Source organism: Chryseobacterium sp. SC28, assembly GCF_003932955.1.
Classification (GTDB): domain Bacteria; phylum Bacteroidota; class Bacteroidia; order Flavobacteriales; family Weeksellaceae; genus Epilithonimonas.
In genome coordinates this window covers 273,252-290,670 of record NZ_QOVY01000001.1, presented here as the reverse complement: position 1 = coordinate 290,670, position 17,419 = coordinate 273,252, and the positions used below count along the sequence as shown (strand labels likewise).

The window sequence follows — 17,419 nt, the reverse complement described above, 5'->3', positions numbered from 1 at the left end:
TTAACATTTAAACAATTTTGAAGGTAGCTTATGGATGAGCATTTCCCAAAAACCATTCCACAAATTTTTTTATGCCATTTTTGAAGTTGGTGGCAGGCGAATACCCGATCAGCGCCTTCGCTTTTGTAATGTCTGCATTGGTTTTCGCGACGTCTCCCGGTTGCATCGGCAGCATTTTCTTAAGAGCCTTTTTGCCCATTGCTTTTTCTAAAACAGAAAGCATTTCGTTTAATGTAACCACTTCACTTTCGCCAAGATTGATGATTTCGTAAACCTTTTCATTGGTTTCAAGATATTTTATGGATTTCGACACGCCGTCAATAATATCATCGATAAAAATGTAATCTCTAGCCGTAGAACCATCGCCGTAGAAAGGGATTTCTTGGTTTTCGGAAATGAGTTTTGCGAATTTGTGGATCGCCAGATCGGGTCTTTGTCGCGGTCCGTAAACGGTGAAAAAGCGCAGCTGGATCATATCGATTTCATAAAGATGATGATAGACGTGACCCAACACTTCCACGCATTTTTTGGTGGCTGCATAAGGCGAAATCGGGCGATCTACATTATCGGTTTCGGAAAACGGAATTTTTTCATTATTACCGTAAACACTTGAAGATGAAGCGCTAATGAATTTTTTGATTCCGAATTCTTTACACAGCTCCCAAAGGTTTTGCGTGCCGCGGATGTTGACTTCTTCGTAGTCCAAAGGCCGATCAATAGACGGGCGCACGCCGGCAAGCGCCGCCAGATGAATCACAACATCGATTTTATGATTCCGGAAAATCTCTTTCAGGCCGTTTTTGTCACGGATGTCCAGATAATAGAGTTGGTAATGGTCTGATTTTGTTTCAGTTGCTAATTTTCGAATGTCTTCGTCTTTCTTTGTAAAATTAAATTCAGCGTTCGAACCCAACGATTCTAAGGTATTTTTGATTTTAGTTTTATAATCGTAAAATTGGTCGAAGTTGTCAATGTTAATGACAGAATGTCTATTTTTCAAGAGGTGTTCTACCAGGTGAGAACCTATAAATCCGCTTCCGCCGGTGATAAGATAATTCATAAACCATCGAAATGTGTTGCGAAGATAAGAATTAAAATAAAAATGATTTTTTTAAGAATAGCATCAGGTTGTGAATTGATTTATAATTCCTATTTTTAATCCGAATATAAATTTAAAACAAAAAATGCAATTCTCCGGAAAAATCCTAAAAATGATTTCTCAAAATGGCAAACCCATCCAATATTATCTGAACCTGAATGACGATCTCATCAATATGAACCAGCTTTTTGGGAAAGAAATACACCTCAAACATATTGGTTACGAATGCGTGAACTGCGGCAGCGACGAAAAAATATACCGGATGGGGTTCTGCAAAAAGTGCTTTTTCGAAAGCCCTTATGCCAGCGATACGATCATCCGCCCGGAGTTATCAACCGCCCATCTTGGCGTTGCAGAAAGAGATCTGGAGGTTGAAAAAGAAATCCAATTGGTTCCGCATATTGTTTACCTGGCCTATACGGGTGACGTGAAAGTGGGCGTTACCAGAGCCACCCAGATCCCGACGAGATGGATAGATCAGGGCGCGACTTTTGCCCTGCCCATCGCCGTGACCGATAACCGATACGAAGCGGGAATGATAGAACTGGAACTGAAAAAACACGTGGCCGACAAAACCAATCCGAAGAAAATGCTCGCAGACGATTACGAAGACACTTTGGATCTGATCGATTTCCGAAACAAAATTGCCGACTATTTTCCCAACGATTTTAAGAAATTTGCGGTAAGGGACGATCAGATTATCAAACTGGATTTTCCTTATGAGAAGCCCGAAAATATCAATATTTTTACTCTGGACAAAAAGCCCGACTTCAAGGGTGTGTTGAATGGCATAAAAGGTCAATATCTTTCTTTTGAGGGCGGCGATTTTATCAATGTGAGAGCGCATGAGGGTTACGTGGTGGAGCTGACGGTTTGAAGTTGGAACGGTTTTTAGTAACTTATAAGTTTAGAAAAAATCAGATGAAAAAAACTTTAAAAATTACCGCAATCGCCCTTGGAAGTCTTTTGCTGCTGATCTTAGTCCTGAATGTCGGATTCAGTCTTTGGCTGAAATATCAGCTGCCGGATTATATCAAAAACAAAACGCCTTACGAAATCACTTACAAATCTCTCGACGTCGAGATTCTGAGTGGAAGCATTTCTGCAACGGATATTCTAATTAAATCAAAAGATTCTGCCAATAAGAAAATCATAGCGCTCGATGGGCGTCTGGATGCATTGAAAATCAGCAGATTAGCTATTGTTGATTTAATAAAAAACAAGAGAATCAATACCAACTCTGTACGGCTTACCAATCCTAATCTAAAAATTCGGCTTGCCGAGCCCAAAACCAAAGATTCTGCAAAGGAAAGGATGCCCTTTGTCATCAGAAATATTGACATTACAAAGGGAAATATCGAAGTAATAAGAGCCGAGCGCACGAAGGTTTTCTCTTCCAAAAATCTTAATCTTGGGGTCAACAATCTGCAACTCAGTGATAATCCGGACGAGCTACCTTTTACTCTTGATAGCTACAATATTTCTGCTAAGGACTTTTTTCTTAGGATCAGCGATGTTTATATCGTCACGTCGGAGGATTTAAGCACCGCAGATGGTCATTTGGAAATCAGCGATTTTGAACTGAAGTCGGTTTTAGATTTTAAAGACTGGGAAAAGCGGTTTACCCAGCAAAAAAGTCTTTTCAGCATCAAAAGCAAAAAAGCTTCGTTCGACGATGTGCTGGTAGAAAGAACCAGAATTAATTTGACAAATGCCTATTTCCTTAATCCTCAATTCGTTATTCAGAATCGCTTGCAGAAAGTCATTAAGAAACCCAATCAGAAGAGCAAGAAGGGCATCGATTTTAATTTTACAAATGTGGACATCAGGAACGGACAATTTTCGCTTTTGGACGGCTATGGTAAAAGATTTCTTAGCCTCGCAAAATTTGATGCGAATGTGAAGGAGTTCGTCATAGACCAAGAAACGTCTAAAAATAAATTACCGCTCAAATTTGCAGATTACAAAATCACCGGGAATACATTTTTCTACGATGCCGGAAAATATTATAATTTGACATTGGCAAGTTTTAGTTTAACGCCACAAGTGGTTGATTTGGTGAATTTTAAAATGATCCCTAAGATGTCGCGCGCCCAGTTTGTGAAAACCATTCCGATGGAGAACGATCAGTTCAATATCAAGGCCGGCAGAATCTTGCTTTCCGGTCTCCATTGGACTTACGAAAAAGAATTGGATGTCCATCTGAAATCTGCGAGATTGAACCAAGTGGACGCCAACATCTTCCGGAGCAAAATCCCAAAAGACAATCCCAAAGAAAAACTGCTATATTCCAAGTTGCTACGAACCATAAAATTCCCTTTGATAGTTGATAATCTGAATCTTACAAACTCCAAGCTCGTGTACGAAGAAGACAAACCGGACTCCAACGGACCCGGGAAAGTGATCTTTACGCGCTTCAATATGAACGTCAAAAATCTTAATTCTAATAAAAAGAAAGGCGCAGAAACCAAAGTTCCCATCCATATCACTTGTCATTTTATGGATTCGTCGCCAATGCTGGTGGACTGGAAATTCGATACGGCAGATCTGCAGGACAATTTTACGATCGGCGGCTACATCAAGGATTTGCCGGCGCCAGACATCTCGCCATTCATCAAACCCTATTTGCATATCACCGCCACGGGCAAGATTACGAGTCTCAGTTATGATTTCAAGGGTAATAATGATATGATGAACGGCAAATTCAAAATAACGCACGAAGATCTGAAAGTGACGGTTCTCGACAAAGACACGCAAAAGAAAAAGAAGTTCGTGACCGGCGTGGCCAACTTGTTGGTAAAGAAAGATTCTCAGAAATTCCCCGAATCGGTAGATGTCAACGTGGTGCGAAATAAACAAAGATCCTTCTTCAACTTGTACTGGAAGGGTATCGAAGACGGACTCAAGAAAACCTTGGTGATCATCAAAATCTAAAAACAAAACCCCGTCTTGTTACAAGGCAGGGTTTCTATAAAAAAGTAAAAACGGAATTCTAAAAATCGTATTCTTCTTTTTCCTCGTCTTCTTCTATTTTTTTCAAAAATTCATCAAACTCCGGCCCACTATAATTACTGTTGGCACCGTATGAATCTATAATCATGGCTTTGTTGCCATAGACATCCTCGAGGAGGTATAATGCCGCGTTGTCTGCCGGGTCACTGGCGCCTTCGAACCTGTAAGTTTTTATGATTTTAAGGTCTTCGGGCTTGTAAACGATTCCTTCATCACGCAGGACGAATTGTTTGTCTTCGTTCATCAGAATTTCTTTGGTAATTCCTTTTTGTCTCAGCTTTTCCATCACTTGAGAAAGTGTAAGCATAGGTTCCGGATTATTCATGACATTGGATTTTTCAGATTGTAATATTTCATAAACAAATCGCGAACCAAATAATCAAGAGGTCTTATAAATTTCTTAAAAAAATGATGTTGCACAAAAAGTGATAACAGAATTATCATTTGCGCAGAAGATCGTTTTTTGTTTATCAGAAAGCCGAATTTTTTTACTGTTGAATTTAAAGCAGAATCCAAACTGGCTTAAAAAGTAATCCGATAGGCCGCGCTGAAGTTCAATAAAGTGGCTTCGGAATAAAATTTTTCGATATCGGGATTTTGATTTCCAATTTTGGCATTATAAAAATTAATTTTGGCGCCAAAAACGACAGCTTGATAACCTTCGGCATCCAAAACCAAGACAGCCTTTGCGCCAAAGTTAAGCCCCCCGTTGCCTTCTGAAAATTTACCGGAGCCGTCCAAGAAAGGACTTTTCATTCGGTAAGTACTGTATCCCAAACTTTCTTCCACGGAAAAAGCTTCCGAGATCTTATCCTTATGAAAGAGGTACCAGTCAAAATTATTCATAGATGGCGCGCCCAGATAGCCCGAAAGTTCGGGTTTCTTCAAGTTGGCCAAAAAGTAGGTGTATTCTACTCCCAAACCAAAATTACGATACAGATTAGCATTGAGCCCGAGCCCGAAACCATAGAAATAGTCGAAAGCATCGCCTAAAAAATTGTTGCCAGGAGACGTCATCACCTTCACGTGAGGATCCACGGAAAATGTAACATTCTCGGTCCAACTTCGTTTCCTGCGCTGAGCCGGCATAGAAATGGAGAACAGTAAAATAAAAAACAAAACCCCTTTTTTTATCATTTTAGGGTAATATCGTTAAAGATAATATAAGTCACGCCATCGGGAATCTCGATACTCAAAGAGTCGGCAGAGATTTTGCAACCGACCGTTTCGGTGGAAAAAGATTTTATTTTGAATTTTTTCAGTTGCAGTTTGTATGTTCCTTTTTCATACGGCCCTGCCAAGACAAAAGTTCCGCTTTCCTTGGGGTAAGATTCTGCAATGATTTTTTTGTTACTAATCAGATGAATCGGATCCTGAAGAAACTTCCCGTCTGTATAAGTGAATTTCCCTTCTGCATACGCCCGGAAAGTATTGGCTTCATCTTCTTTGCATTGCATGAAGATTAGCACCATAAAGCAGAAACCGAACCATATTTTTAAAGACAATTTCAATTTCGAATGTTTGGGAATTGTAAAATTAAAACTAATTTTTCTGAAAAATAGTATCTTTGCAAAGAATTACGATTCCGGGAACGCGCTCGGAATCGTTTTCCTGTTTACACACATTTAATTGTACAAATTTTAAACACCAAGAATTTTATATTTTTTCACGTGAAATCATAATCCAACGAATTAGCCGATTTGCCGCTGTCGATCTCGGCTAATGAGGTGAAGGATATAGAAATTTTATAACAAAACATAACCGCTTATTTACAAGATGGTATTAAAAAAAATCAACGAAAATCTGCTTCCAAGCTTGCTTCAGAAAGAATTTGGAAAAGAGATTTTTTCGCAATTAGAAACTCATCATCATATTTCTATAAAAGGAAGCGCCGGATCTTCCACCTCAATTTTCGCCGCAGAATTGTTTTTGACACACAAAAAAAACATCCTTTTTCTCACAGATGATAAGGAAGATGCGCTGTATGCGAGTTCGGAGTTGGAAGACTTGCTTGGGAAAGAAAATGTACTTTATTTCCCGGCAACACATCTGGAGCCTTACCAAGTCGAGAAGACGCAAAATGCCAATCTGGTTCTCAGAACCGAAGTCATCAATAAGCTTAATTCGGGAAAATCTCCCAAAGTCATCGTGGCTTATGTAGGCGCATTGTCCGAAAAAGTACTGAAAAAAGAAGATTTCAAAGCCATTTCTCATCAGATCAAAGTCGGAGATCGCCTGGATTTTGATTTCGTAGATGAGTTGCTGACGCATTACCAGTTCAACCAGACTGATTTTGTTTCCGAGCCCGGCGAGTTTTCTGTTCGTGGCGGGATCGTCGATGTTTTTTCCTTCTCGAGTGAGAAACCCTTCCGCATCACCTTTTTTGGAAACGAGGTGGAAAGCATCCGGACTTTTGACATAGAAACGCAACTGTCGATGGAAAAAATCAAGGAATTCCAGCTGGTTTCCAACATGAATTTTTCGGTTTCCGGCAGCAAAGTTTCATTCTTCGATCTTATTGCCAAGGACAGTTTTGTGGTTACGAAAAATCTCGATCTCGGTTTTGCCAAGGTTAAGAATTTCTATGAGAAAGCATTGGATCAGTTCGGGAGGCTCAGCAAAGATATCAAGCACAGCACGCCGCAGGAACTTTTCATCTCCGAAAACGATTTCCAAAGCAAGCTCACCAGTTTTAAGACCATCGATTTCAGTTCGCATCGTCATCATTCTCAGCTTTTGCCTTTTTCCAACAGCGTTTCGGTGCAGCTCAATCAAAAACCGCAACCGAGTTTTCACAAGAATTTCGAATTACTCATTGAAGATCTGGAGGCAAAACAAGATCAAGGTTTCGACACGTGGATTTCTTTTTCCTCGGAGAAGCAGCGCGAACGATTGCAATCGATTTTTGAAGAACTGGAGCACGAGATTCCTTTCAAAAGTTTCAAATCCGAACTTCATCAAGGTTTTGTGGATTTGGATCATCGGATTTTGATCTACACCGATCACGAGATTTTCGACCGCTACCAGCGCTACAAATCCAAAGACAGTTTTGCCAAATCGGAACAGCTGACGTTGAAGGATCTGATGTCTTTGAAAGTGGGCGACTACATTGCCCACATCGATCACGGCATTGGAAAATTTATGGGATTGGTAAAGGTGAACAATGATGGGAAAATTCAGGAATGTTTCAAATTGGTGTACAAAAACGGCGATCTCCTATATGTCAGCATTCATTCCCTTCACAAAATCTCAAAATACAACGGACCGGAAGGCAAAGAAATCGTCCTGAGCAAACTCGGTTCTCCGGCGTGGAAATCCCTAAAACAAAAGACAAAAGCGCGAGTAAAGCAAATTGCATTTGATTTGATTAAGCTGTACGCGCAACGGAAAACAGCCAAAGGATTTCAATTCTCGCCCGATTCTTATCTTCAAAATGAGCTGGAAGCCAGTTTCGTTTACGAAGATACGCCGGATCAGGAAAAAGCGACTTTGGATGTCAAAAAAGATATGGAGGACGAGGGCGTGATGGATCGGCTGATCTGTGGCGATGTAGGGTTTGGAAAAACAGAAATCGCAATCCGGGCAGCATTCAAGGCGGCAACAGACAGCAAGCAGGTCGCGGTGCTGGTTCCCACAACCATTCTTGCGTTCCAGCATTACAGAAGTTTCAAAGAACGGCTGAAGGATTTCCCGGTCAATATTTCGTATCTCAACCGATTCCGAACAGCGAAACAAAGATCTGAAACGATCGCCGGACTCAAAGACGGGAAAATCGACATCGTGATAGGAACCCATCAGTTGGCTTCGGAGAAGGTGAAATTCAAAAATCTGGGTTTATTAATCATTGATGAAGAGCATAAATTTGGCGTTTCTGTAAAAGATAAATTAAAGACGATGAAAACCAACGTCGATACGCTGACCTTGACCGCAACACCCATCCCCAGGACCTTGCAATTCTCTTTGATGGCAGCGCGCGATCTTTCGGTGATCAAAACGCCACCGCCTAACCGCCAGCCTGTGGAAACACACATTATAGGTTTCAACGAAGAGATTATCAGGGATGCCATTTCGTACGAGATCCAACGCGATGGTCAGGTTTATTTCATTAATAACAGGATTGAAAATCTGAAAGATATCGCAGGACTCATCCAAAGATTGGTTCCCGATGCCAAAGTCGTCATCGGCCACGGGCAGATGGAAGGCAAGCAGCTGGAGCAGAACGTGCTGGATTTTATGAACGGAAAATACGACGTGCTGGTAGCAACAACCATCATCGAAAGTGGCGTGGATGTGCCGAATGCCAATACCATTTTCATCAACGATGCGCACCGGTTTGGGATGGCAGATCTCCATCAGATGCGCGGGCGGGTGGGGCGGAGCAACAGAAAGGCATTTTGCTATTTGATAACGCCGCCGTTTGATATGATGAACTCTGATGCCAGAAAACGATTGGAGGCTATCGAGCAATTTTCGGATTTGGGCAGCGGTTTTCAGATTGCTATGAAAGATTTGGAAATCCGTGGTGCAGGCGATCTGCTGGGCGCGGAGCAAAGCGGCTTCATCAACGAGATGGGCTTCGAAACCTATCAGAAAATAATGCAGGAAGCTTTGGAAGAACTTCGGGATGATGAGGATTTTGAAAATCTTTTCGAGAACGAAGAAGATCGTCAGAAATTGTTCAAATCCAATAAAGAAGTCAATATCGACACAGATTTGGAGCTGATGCTGCCGGATCATTACGTGAGTTCCACAGAAGAAAGATTATCGCTGTATCAGAAATTGGCTGAAATCCAAAATGCAGATGAACTTCAAAAATTCGAAAATGAGTTGAAAGACCGATTCGGAGAATTGCCCGAAGAAGCCGTTAATCTCCTGAAATCTGTGCAGCTGAAATGGCTGGCCGCAGAAATTGGATTTGATAAATTGGTGGTCAAGAACAAAGTGTTTCTCGGGTATTTTCCGCAGAATCCTCAGGATAAATTCTACCAAAGCGAGAAATTCAAAAAAATTATTGCATACCTCACACAAAATCCAAAGGAAGCCACGTTGAAAGAAAAGAACAACCAGCTGATGATGCGAAAGGAGAACGTGACCGATGTGGATGAGGTGAATCTGGTTTTGAGCAGAATCTTGGAATGAAAGATATTTAATCAATTAACTTTGCAAGCATAAAAAATCAAATGAAAAATCTATTATATTGTTTATCTACCCTAATTGTAGTTGCATCCTGTGATCCGAATCAAGATCTGAATGGTGATTATCTGATAGGTGTTCATTATATTCCGACAAATATTGCGGCGGCCAAGCAGTTGAAACAAATGACATCCCACTTGAGGAACGATGCCGGTCAATTTGAAGATCAAAATATCAGCTTTGCATATTCAGGCGCGAAATTGTTGTCTTTCAAAGATAATTCAGGCGCTGTTCACAGCATTTCTTACACCGGCAGCGACCAGATTTCAAAAATATTCAGTCCTAACCAAACATCGGACTTCGAATATGCGGGAGCCAATCTTTCTAAGGTAATTACCAACGTGACGGGCATAGGGAAAATAACTGCGACGTACAGTTTTGTGGCAGGCAAACTATCGAAAATCGTTGCTATCCAGGAATCGGTGGGTGCCACGCCCGTAAAATCTTATTATGAAACCACTTTTGTATTTCAGGGAGAAAATATGACGCAGTCTGTGACCAAAAACGGCGTTTATAATGCGGTAACAGGAGATTTGGAAATGAGTTCCGAGACGGAGACGGTTTCCTTCGGTTATGATACGAAAAAGTCGCCCTACAAATTGCTTCCTCCGGCATATAATCTTTGTTTGATAGGTCTGGCGCCCGAAAATGGCAATATTCTTTCGGCTAATAATGCTGAGAAAATCACAGTTTCCAAGTCAGCCGCTCCGCCCCGGGTCACTACTTTTGTACAAACCTATGACAGCGATAATTATCTTACCGGGAGCACTGTGGGAGACCAATATATTTCTTTCCAATATTAAATTTTTTGTGAAATGAAATATCTTATTGTCGGCATAGGGAATAAAGGAGAAGAATATGCCGAAACCCGGCACAACATCGGTTTCAAAATAGCCGACAAAATAGCTGAAAAGCTGGAAGCGCCTTTCAAATCAGCCAACTTTGGGCTTCTTGCCGAAGGTAAATACAAAGGCCGAAAAGTCTTTGTCCTGAAGCCGGATACCTACGTTAATCTTTCTGGAAATGCCGTCCGATTTTGGATGCAGAAGGAGAATATTCCGTTAGAAAATATTCTAATCATTACCGATGATTTAGCCTTGCCTTTTGGCACTTTGCGGCTGAAAATGAAAGGCAGTCACGGCGGCCACAACGGACTCAAAAACATTGAAACCATCTTGAATACCAATCTCTATGCAAGACTTCGGTTTGGGATTGCTGCCGAATTCAAAGAAGGCGAGCAAATAAATTACGTTCTGGGACAGTGGAGCGTCGGCGAAAAAGAGAAACTTCCGGAACGCATCGAAAAATTTGCCGAAGCGGCATTGTCTTTCGTCTTTGCAGGCGCCCAAAATACGATGACAGCTTTTAACGGGAAATAAGCAAGCCGGATAAAAATACCCAGCTCGCTAACCTAACTTTATATGAACAAGAAAATGTTTATATCCAAGTCACCACGCCGGTTTCCACATCATAATTGGCGCCAACAATCTTGATTTTTCCTTCGTCTTCAAGGTTTTTGAGCGTAGTGCTATTATTGCGAATCTCCTCGATGGTGTGTTTTACATTTTGCTGATTCAGCCTTTCCAGAAGATCTTCGTTTTTTGAAGAACGCTCTTCACCATCTTGGATAATGCCTTTGATGAGGGGATCGAAATGGCCAATCAAATGGTTGAGGTTTTCCATTCCCATAGGTTCAATTTGCTCTGCATCTAATCCACCTTTCAAAGCGCCACATTTGGTGTGACCCAGAACGACAACCAGTTTGGATCCTGCCACGTTACACCCAAACTCCATAGATCCAAGAATATCCTGATTTACAAAATTACCGGCGATCCTTACGCTGAAAATATCTCCCAAACCTTGATCGAATATCAATTCTGCAGAAGTTCGGCTGTCTATGCAGCTCAAAATGACTGCAAACGGCCATTGGCCTTCCCGGGTGTCATTGACTTGTGCCAGCAGGTCTCGGTTCGCCTTCAGATTGTTGACGAATCTCCCGTTTCCTTCTTTTAATATTTCTAATGCCTTCTCAGGCGTGATTGTCGCTTGTGTTTCGAAAGTATGTGCTTTCATATATATTTTTTAATTTTGATAAAGTGTTGATGATTAATTATTTAAACCGCAAAAAGTACAATAGGTCTTTCCCATTAAACTGCTCAAAAATTCTTAAAAGAAATGAATTAGAAGTTATCTTTTTCTCTTCCAGAAATTTTGATTTTTCTTTTGTGAGTTTTTGTGCTTTCGCGCATTTTACATTGCCCTTCTGTGAGTGACGACCACGTGCGAATCTTGATCACTTGCGTAGTCTCTGTAGGACGTCTTGAAGCCAATTAATTCCACGTCTATGTCTTCTTCTTTTGCCCGTATATTGGCAAATTCCTGAATCATCTCCAAAACATCGGTGGTAATGTAGGAGGTTGTCCTTGCATCAATAATGACCTTGGAGCCGGGTTTTATGTTTTTCAAAGTTTTCTTGATGGCGGCTTTATTCAGAAAGGAGACTTCTTCCGCTAATTTGATGGTAATCTCGTCCGCTTCGTCCAGGGTTTTTCGGCTCAGATAGTAAGCACGTTTCATATTTCCCTGTAAAATATAGAAAACGGAAATCAACAGCCCGATACCAACGCCCTTCAGCAAATCTGTAAAGACGACTGCGAGAACGGTTGCCAGAAAAGGAATAAACTGATATTTCCCATTTCTCCAGAAATGCTTGAAAGTCGCCGGTTTTGCCAGTTTGTAGCCTATTAATATTAAAACCGCAGCCAAAGTAGCCAAAGGAATGAGGTTCAATATCGTGGGAATCGATAAGACACAGATCAGCAGCAAAACGCCGTGGATAATGGTCGATAACTTGGAGGTCGCGCCGGCATTGGCATTAGCAGAACTCCTCACCACCACAGAGGTCATTGGCAATCCTCCTATCAAGGAACTGACGAGGTTTCCAATGCCTTGGGCCTTAAGTTCCAGATTGGTATCGGTGATGCGCCTTCGAACATCCAGTCTGTCGGATGCTTCTATGCAAAGCAAGGTCTCGATAGACGCCACGATTGCAATAGTAGCACCGGCAATCCAAACTTTCGGATTTGTAAATCCGCTGAAGTCGGGAAAGGTAATCAGGTTTTTGAAGTCTTCTAAGGACGAAGGAGTGGGCAATACAACCAAGTGATCTCCGGAAATAGCCAACGGGCTATCTGTCATTTTAAAGAATTCATTGATGAGAATTCCCGCAATTACAGCTACCAATGCGCCGGGCAAAAGTTTCAGTTTCTTAAGAACAGGAATGTGATCCCAGGCTAAAAGAATGCCCACAGAGACAATCGTCACTACGATGGCTCCGGGATGGATAGCAGCAAATAATTCCAAGAAATAGCCAAAATTAAGGCCTTTGTCAAAAATAGATTCGTGTCCTTCATAATCCTTATCAAATCCCAAGGCGTGCGGAATCTGTTTCAGAATAATAATGATTCCGATACCGGCGAGCATTCCTTCTATTACGTTATTAGGAAAGTAATTCGAGATGCTGCCGGCTCGGATAAATCCCAGAATCAATTGAATAATACCGGCCACAATCCCTGCACAAAGAAAAAGGTTGAATGCGCCAAGATCTGTAATGGCATCAAAAACAATCGCTGTTAAGCCCGCAGCGGGACCGGAAACGGAAATGTTGGAGTTGCTGATAAGCCCAATAACAATACCCCCAACAATACCCGAAATGATGCCGGACAAGGGCGGTGCTCCGGAGGCTAAGGCGATCCCCAAACAAAGAGGCAAAGCCACAAGAAAAACGACAAGACCAGAGGGGAAATTCTCTTTGATCCCTCCAATTAAAGATTTTGATTTTTGCATAACGATATAGCAGAAGTCATTGATACGGTGACCAATTCTTCTATAAATTTTTTTGTGAGACTTAATACAAGAATGCTGTTCGTTTAAAAAACAAACAGAAATAATATTTTATAGGAAAAACAAATGGTGAACTAAGCCTCCGGCGGTGGAGAAAAAATATTAAGGCAAGGAGGAAAATAAATATGGATTTTCCACCTCGGCGTAGCCGCCTTCTGAGGAATTGATTCAAGGAATTTCAGAAAGTCGTTGATATCTAAGGTTTTCGGAATGCTTTTTTCGTAAAGAACAAAAGAATTGGCGTGGTTTTCTTCCTCGTTGATAATAACATTGGTTCTCGGCAGCTCCCAACCAAAGATTGCAGCAATCCCGGGGAGCGCCGTAAAGTTGATAAAAATCGTTAAAGTAATGATACTCCAGTACTTCATCTAGCAATCTTATATCAGATTTTTGTTATTCTTTTTTCTCATTACCCAGTCGGAATCTGTGAGGTCGTAGATTTTCTGGATGTTTTTCAATATCTTTTCAAAGTCGATTTCCAAATCGATAATCTTGCCTGTTCTAAGATCGAAAACCCAACCATGAACAATGGGATACTCCTCCAGAATATAACGTTCCTGCACACAGGCCATTTTGACAACGTTGATGCATTGCTCCTGCACATTCAGCTCCACAAGTCGGTCGTATTTTTGATCGCCGTCCAGCGCGTCTAGTTCTTGCTGATGCAGCCGATACACGTCTCGAATCGTTCTCAACCACGGATTCAGAAGCCCAAGATCTTGAGGCGTCATCGCTGCTTTGACGCCGCCACAGTTGTAATGACCGCAGACGATGATGTGCTTCACTTTCAGATGCTCAACTGCATATTGGATGACGGCCGTAGAACTCATATCCAAAGTGTTGACCACATTGGCAATATTTCTGTGTACAAACACATCGCCCGGCTGTGCGCCCATCAGTTCTTCTGCTGTAACCCTGCTGTCCGAGCATCCAATGTAGAGATAATCCGGATTTTGCGTTTTAGCCAAATTGTGAAAATATTCGGGATCGCCTGCCAGTTTGCTTTCGATCCATTTTTTGTTGTTCTCGAAAATATCGTTGTACGTTTTTGCCATCATAATAAATTTACAGTTGTTGCAATTATCAGATTAACCAAAAGTATCTCCAAGAATTGATAGACTAAATCAATAATCGTACAAAAATATGTTATAAAAATTTTAAAATGGCAAGTTTTAACAAAGTTTAATATTGCCGTAAATTTATTAACAGAAGATAGATATAGGTAAGGAAATAACAGGAATCTTTCATTACGATAAAGATTGGATATAAAAAAATCCCTCAGCCGTGAGAGATTTGTGGGCCCTGAGGGATTCGAACCCCCGACCCTCTGGGTGTAAACCAGATGCTCTGAACCAACTGAGCTAAGAGCCCTGAAATTTTTAGAAAAGGCTTCAGTATCCTTTTGGTGGGCCCTGAGGGATTCGAACCCCCGACCCTCTGGGTGTAAACCAGATGCTCTGAACCAACTGAGCTAAGAGCCCGCAACGGCTTTCCGTTTTGAGTGGTGCAAATATACACATTATAAATAATGCCGCAAATTTTTTTCCAAAAATTCGCCCACCACAAAGTTGCTGCCACCCACGAAAATCATATCATTCGATTGACATTCGCTTTTCGCAGAAAGATAACCATCTTGCACATTTTCAAAAATCTGATAAGAAAGACCGGTCCTGATCAGCAAATGCTGGTATGTTTCCGGATGCCTGCCACGGTTCACCGAAGGTTTTACGAAATAATAATCGGCATTCTTCGGCAGAATGTCCAAAACTTCATCTATTTTTTTATCATTTACGAAGCCCAAAACAATGTGCTTGTGCTGTGGATAGTCATTTAATTGATTGAAAACTTCTTCCAAGCCATCTTTATTGTGGCCGGTATCGCAGATGGTCAGGGGGTTTTGCGAAAACTCAAACCAGCGGCCGAGGAAGTGGGTGTTTTTGTAAACATTTAAAAGACCAATGGGTACATTTTCGTCGGTAATTTTCAGACCTTGCTTTCTCAGTTCATCCACCAAAGCCAATACCACACGGATATTCTTTTTTTGATATTTTCCTTTGAGATCAGACTCCAAAGAACTGTTAATCAGCGTTGCATCGATGAATTTGGAGTTCAATTCAGTGGCTTTTTTGATGATAATTTCTTTCACAGAATCTTTTTCATCACCGGAAATTACAGGAATATAATCTTTGATGATTCCCGCTTTTTCCGCAGCGATTTCCTCAATCGTTTCGCCCAAAAGATCCTGATGATCCAATTGAACATTAGTAATAGCAGAAACCAAAGGTTTGATAATATTTGTAGAGTCCAGTCTCCCTCCCAAGCCAACTTCGATAATGGCAAAGTCAACTTTTTTTTGGTAAAAATATTCGAAAGCCATTATGGTGGTGAATTCAAAAAAGGAAGGCTGAATTTCGCTCGGTAATTCCTGCAGTTTCAAGATAAAATTATAAACAAATTCTTGGTCACAATTCTCACCATTTATTTTTATCCGCTCCGTAAAATCTATCAAATGTGGCGAATTATAAAGCCCGATTTTATAACCGCAATCCTGAAGTATCGATGCCAGCATATTGCTCGTAGAACCTTTTCCGTTGGTCCCGCCAATATGAATCGTTTTTATTTTTTCCTGAGGATTTCCGAAAAAGTCACAAAGTTTTTTGATGTTTTCAAGTCCAGGTTTGTAGGCTGAAGAACCATCTCTTTGATAATTGGGAGCTTGCGCAAAAAGCCATTCGACCGCTTCGTTATAATCTTGTGAGGTCATAATACGAAAAAGAATTATATATAATTTTAAGAATCAAAAAACGCTAAAAAACAATCGTATAAGTTCCCTGAGAAACATTTTGGGACTTCTTGGCTTTCACGTATTTTTTCAGCCAAATCACAGCAGCCGTGATATTGCAAGGATCTTTAATGCCGCTGCTCCGGCCCGCACTTGTCACGTTTCCCGCCTTGTCGATGGTAATGAACATTACCAACTGGCCTTTGGTTTTACAATTGTGAGCCGGCAATTTTCCCGCTTTACCCATTGTTCCGGGGATGAAATTGGTGAGCATTCTGTCTTTTCCAATTTTGGTAATTTTCTCGCCCTTAGAATCTGTCGTCGAAGCTATATTTTTATCGTCTTTCGTGCTTGTTTTGTTGTTTTCAGCGGCAGCGCTTTCGGCTTTAGCAACGGTTTTCTTTTCTTCTTTTACCGGCACAATTTCTTGGGCTAAGGGAACGGTATCTGATGGTAAAACTTCAACATCCGGAACATAGATTTCCGGTTGTAGGACCGAGTCTTTTGTAGGTTCTGTTGCCGGTTTTGGAGCTGTAATAACGACTGGTTTTGGTTTTTCAGGCGTTTTGTAATAAAGCGAATTGAAGGAAAACAACAGTATAAAAAACATAAGCGCCACCACATAAAATGCAGCCGGCAATCCTGATAATTTTTTGGTTTTCCTTCGGAATTTCATTTATAAAAGTATCTAAAATGATTATCAGTCTGACTTCTAAAAGCCAATTTCTTACTTAAGCCGGCTTGTTGATGATGTCCAAAAACTCATTGGTATGAAACTGAATTTTCATCAATAAATAATCCACTTTTGCAACCAAAATATTATGAAAAATATAAGATAAAAGCCCGACAACCAATCCAACAACCGTGGGAGCCAGCGCTTTGATAAATTCTGCAGCCAAGAGATTCTGCGAGATTACGGTTCCGGTTTTAGACAATTCCACAAAAGTAAATACTAAAATCAAAACACCGGCCAGCAGACCGAGCATTGGCGCTGCGCCGGAAAGGGTTGCCAAGAAGCCGATATTTTTTTCGGCTTTTTGCAGTTCTATTTGAGCCTGAGTTTCCATCGCGTTGGCAATTTCGCCCACAGGCCTTCCAAGTCGTGAGAGCCCTTTTTCCACGCATCTCGACTCGGGGGAGTTGTCTCTCCTGCAAAAATCTACCGCGGACTGGATTCTGCCGTCATTCAAGAGATCATTCACGTTTTTTAGCAAATAAGGATCAACCTCGTTTTCGCGGTTGAGCTGGTACAATTTCTGCGCGAAAAAAACGATGGCGGCAATTCCGCAAAATAGAAGAATCGCGATGACGACAACGCTCAGCAAACCTCCACCAAAAAGGAATTCCCAAATAGAAATATCGATATCTGCCATAGTTTGCATGTTATATTTTTACTAGGTCAAATTTATGAATAACTGAGGGATAAATCA

16 protein-coding genes and 2 tRNA genes are annotated in these 17,419 nt (G+C 41.2%); 5 read left to right on the top strand and 13 right to left on the bottom strand.

Annotated features, from left to right (window positions below; translation table 11 throughout):
* Positions 1-28: 28 nt before the first annotated feature.
* Complete coding sequence (locus DTW91_RS01355) at positions 29-1,060, bottom strand: GDP-mannose 4,6-dehydratase (protein WP_125201619.1); 1,032 nt, start codon at positions 1,058-1,060, stop codon at positions 29-31.
* Between the two features lie 124 nt (positions 1,061-1,184).
* Between DTW91_RS01355 and DTW91_RS01350 the strand changes: the two genes are divergently transcribed.
* Positions 1,185-1,976, top strand: a complete 792-nt coding sequence (locus DTW91_RS01350) for a DUF2797 domain-containing protein (RefSeq protein WP_125201618.1) — start codon at positions 1,185-1,187, stop codon at positions 1,974-1,976.
* 44 nt (positions 1,977-2,020) lie between these two features.
* Entirely contained in the window at positions 2,021-4,033 is a 2,013-nt protein-coding gene (locus DTW91_RS01345; protein ID WP_125201617.1) for a hypothetical protein, read from the top strand.
* A 58-nt stretch (positions 4,034-4,091) separates the two neighbouring features.
* Here DTW91_RS01345 and DTW91_RS01340 read toward each other — a convergent pair whose 3' ends face one another.
* From DTW91_RS01340 to DTW91_RS01330, 3 genes are all read right to left on the bottom strand, one after another.
* Positions 4,092-4,436, bottom strand: a complete 345-nt coding sequence (locus DTW91_RS01340) for a hypothetical protein (RefSeq protein WP_125201616.1) — start codon at positions 4,434-4,436, stop codon at positions 4,092-4,094.
* A gap of 197 nt (positions 4,437-4,633) precedes the next feature.
* Positions 4,634-5,248 carry a hypothetical protein gene (locus DTW91_RS01335; RefSeq protein WP_125201615.1) on the bottom strand — a complete coding sequence of 205 codons (615 nt, stop codon included), beginning with the start codon at positions 5,246-5,248 and terminating at the stop codon, positions 4,634-4,636.
* Positions 5,245-5,583, bottom strand: coding sequence for a hypothetical protein (locus tag DTW91_RS01330; RefSeq protein ID WP_228412608.1), 339 nt, complete (start codon positions 5,581-5,583; stop codon positions 5,245-5,247). Before DTW91_RS01330 ends, DTW91_RS01335 begins: the two co-directional genes overlap by 4 nt.
* Before the next feature lie 304 nt (positions 5,584-5,887).
* Between DTW91_RS01330 and mfd the strand changes: the two genes are divergently transcribed.
* The 3 genes from mfd to pth are packed head-to-tail and all read left to right on the top strand — an operon-like array spanning position 5,888 to position 10,683.
* Complete coding sequence (gene mfd, locus DTW91_RS01325) at positions 5,888-9,250, top strand: transcription-repair coupling factor (RefSeq protein ID WP_125201613.1); 3,363 nt, start codon at positions 5,888-5,890, stop codon at positions 9,248-9,250.
* A gap of 41 nt (positions 9,251-9,291) precedes the next feature.
* Positions 9,292-10,107, top strand: a complete 816-nt coding sequence (locus DTW91_RS01320; protein ID WP_125201612.1) for a hypothetical protein — start codon at positions 9,292-9,294, stop codon at positions 10,105-10,107.
* 12 nt (positions 10,108-10,119) lie between these two features.
* On the top strand, positions 10,120-10,683 hold the full coding sequence (gene pth / locus DTW91_RS01315; RefSeq protein ID WP_125201611.1) for an aminoacyl-tRNA hydrolase: 564 nt from the start codon (positions 10,120-10,122) through the stop codon (positions 10,681-10,683).
* A 58-nt stretch (positions 10,684-10,741) separates the two neighbouring features.
* Here pth and DTW91_RS01310 read toward each other — a convergent pair whose 3' ends face one another.
* From DTW91_RS01310 to DTW91_RS01270, 9 genes are all read right to left on the bottom strand, one after another.
* Positions 10,742-11,377 (bottom strand): carbonic anhydrase family protein, encoded by a 636-nt coding sequence (locus DTW91_RS01310; protein WP_125201610.1) that lies wholly within the window; start codon positions 11,375-11,377, stop codon positions 10,742-10,744.
* 177 nt (positions 11,378-11,554) lie between these two features.
* Positions 11,555-13,150 (bottom strand): SulP family inorganic anion transporter, encoded by a 1,596-nt coding sequence (locus DTW91_RS01305; RefSeq protein ID WP_125201609.1) that lies wholly within the window; start codon positions 13,148-13,150, stop codon positions 11,555-11,557.
* Positions 13,151-13,281: 131 nt separating this feature from the next.
* A complete protein-coding gene (locus DTW91_RS01300) occupies positions 13,282-13,575 on the bottom strand; it encodes a hypothetical protein (protein WP_125201608.1) in 294 nt (97 codons plus the stop codon).
* Between the two features lie 9 nt (positions 13,576-13,584).
* Positions 13,585-14,262: a carbonic anhydrase gene (locus tag DTW91_RS01295; protein WP_125201664.1), complete on the bottom strand. Its 678-nt coding sequence runs from the start codon at positions 14,260-14,262 to the stop codon at positions 13,585-13,587.
* Positions 14,263-14,503: 241 nt separating this feature from the next.
* Positions 14,504-14,578: transfer RNA gene (locus DTW91_RS01290), tRNA-Val, on the bottom strand.
* A gap of 32 nt (positions 14,579-14,610) precedes the next feature.
* Positions 14,611-14,688: transfer RNA gene (locus tag DTW91_RS01285), tRNA-Val, on the bottom strand.
* A 38-nt stretch (positions 14,689-14,726) separates the two neighbouring features.
* Positions 14,727-15,971: a bifunctional folylpolyglutamate synthase/dihydrofolate synthase gene (locus DTW91_RS01280; RefSeq protein WP_125201607.1), complete on the bottom strand. Its 1,245-nt coding sequence runs from the start codon at positions 15,969-15,971 to the stop codon at positions 14,727-14,729.
* Positions 15,972-16,014: 43 nt separating this feature from the next.
* Positions 16,015-16,665, bottom strand: coding sequence for a hypothetical protein (locus DTW91_RS01275; RefSeq protein ID WP_125201606.1), 651 nt, complete (start codon positions 16,663-16,665; stop codon positions 16,015-16,017).
* A gap of 55 nt (positions 16,666-16,720) precedes the next feature.
* Positions 16,721-17,362, bottom strand: coding sequence for a MotA/TolQ/ExbB proton channel family protein (locus DTW91_RS01270; protein WP_185144714.1), 642 nt, complete (start codon positions 17,360-17,362; stop codon positions 16,721-16,723).
* Positions 17,363-17,419: the final 57 nt, after the last annotated feature.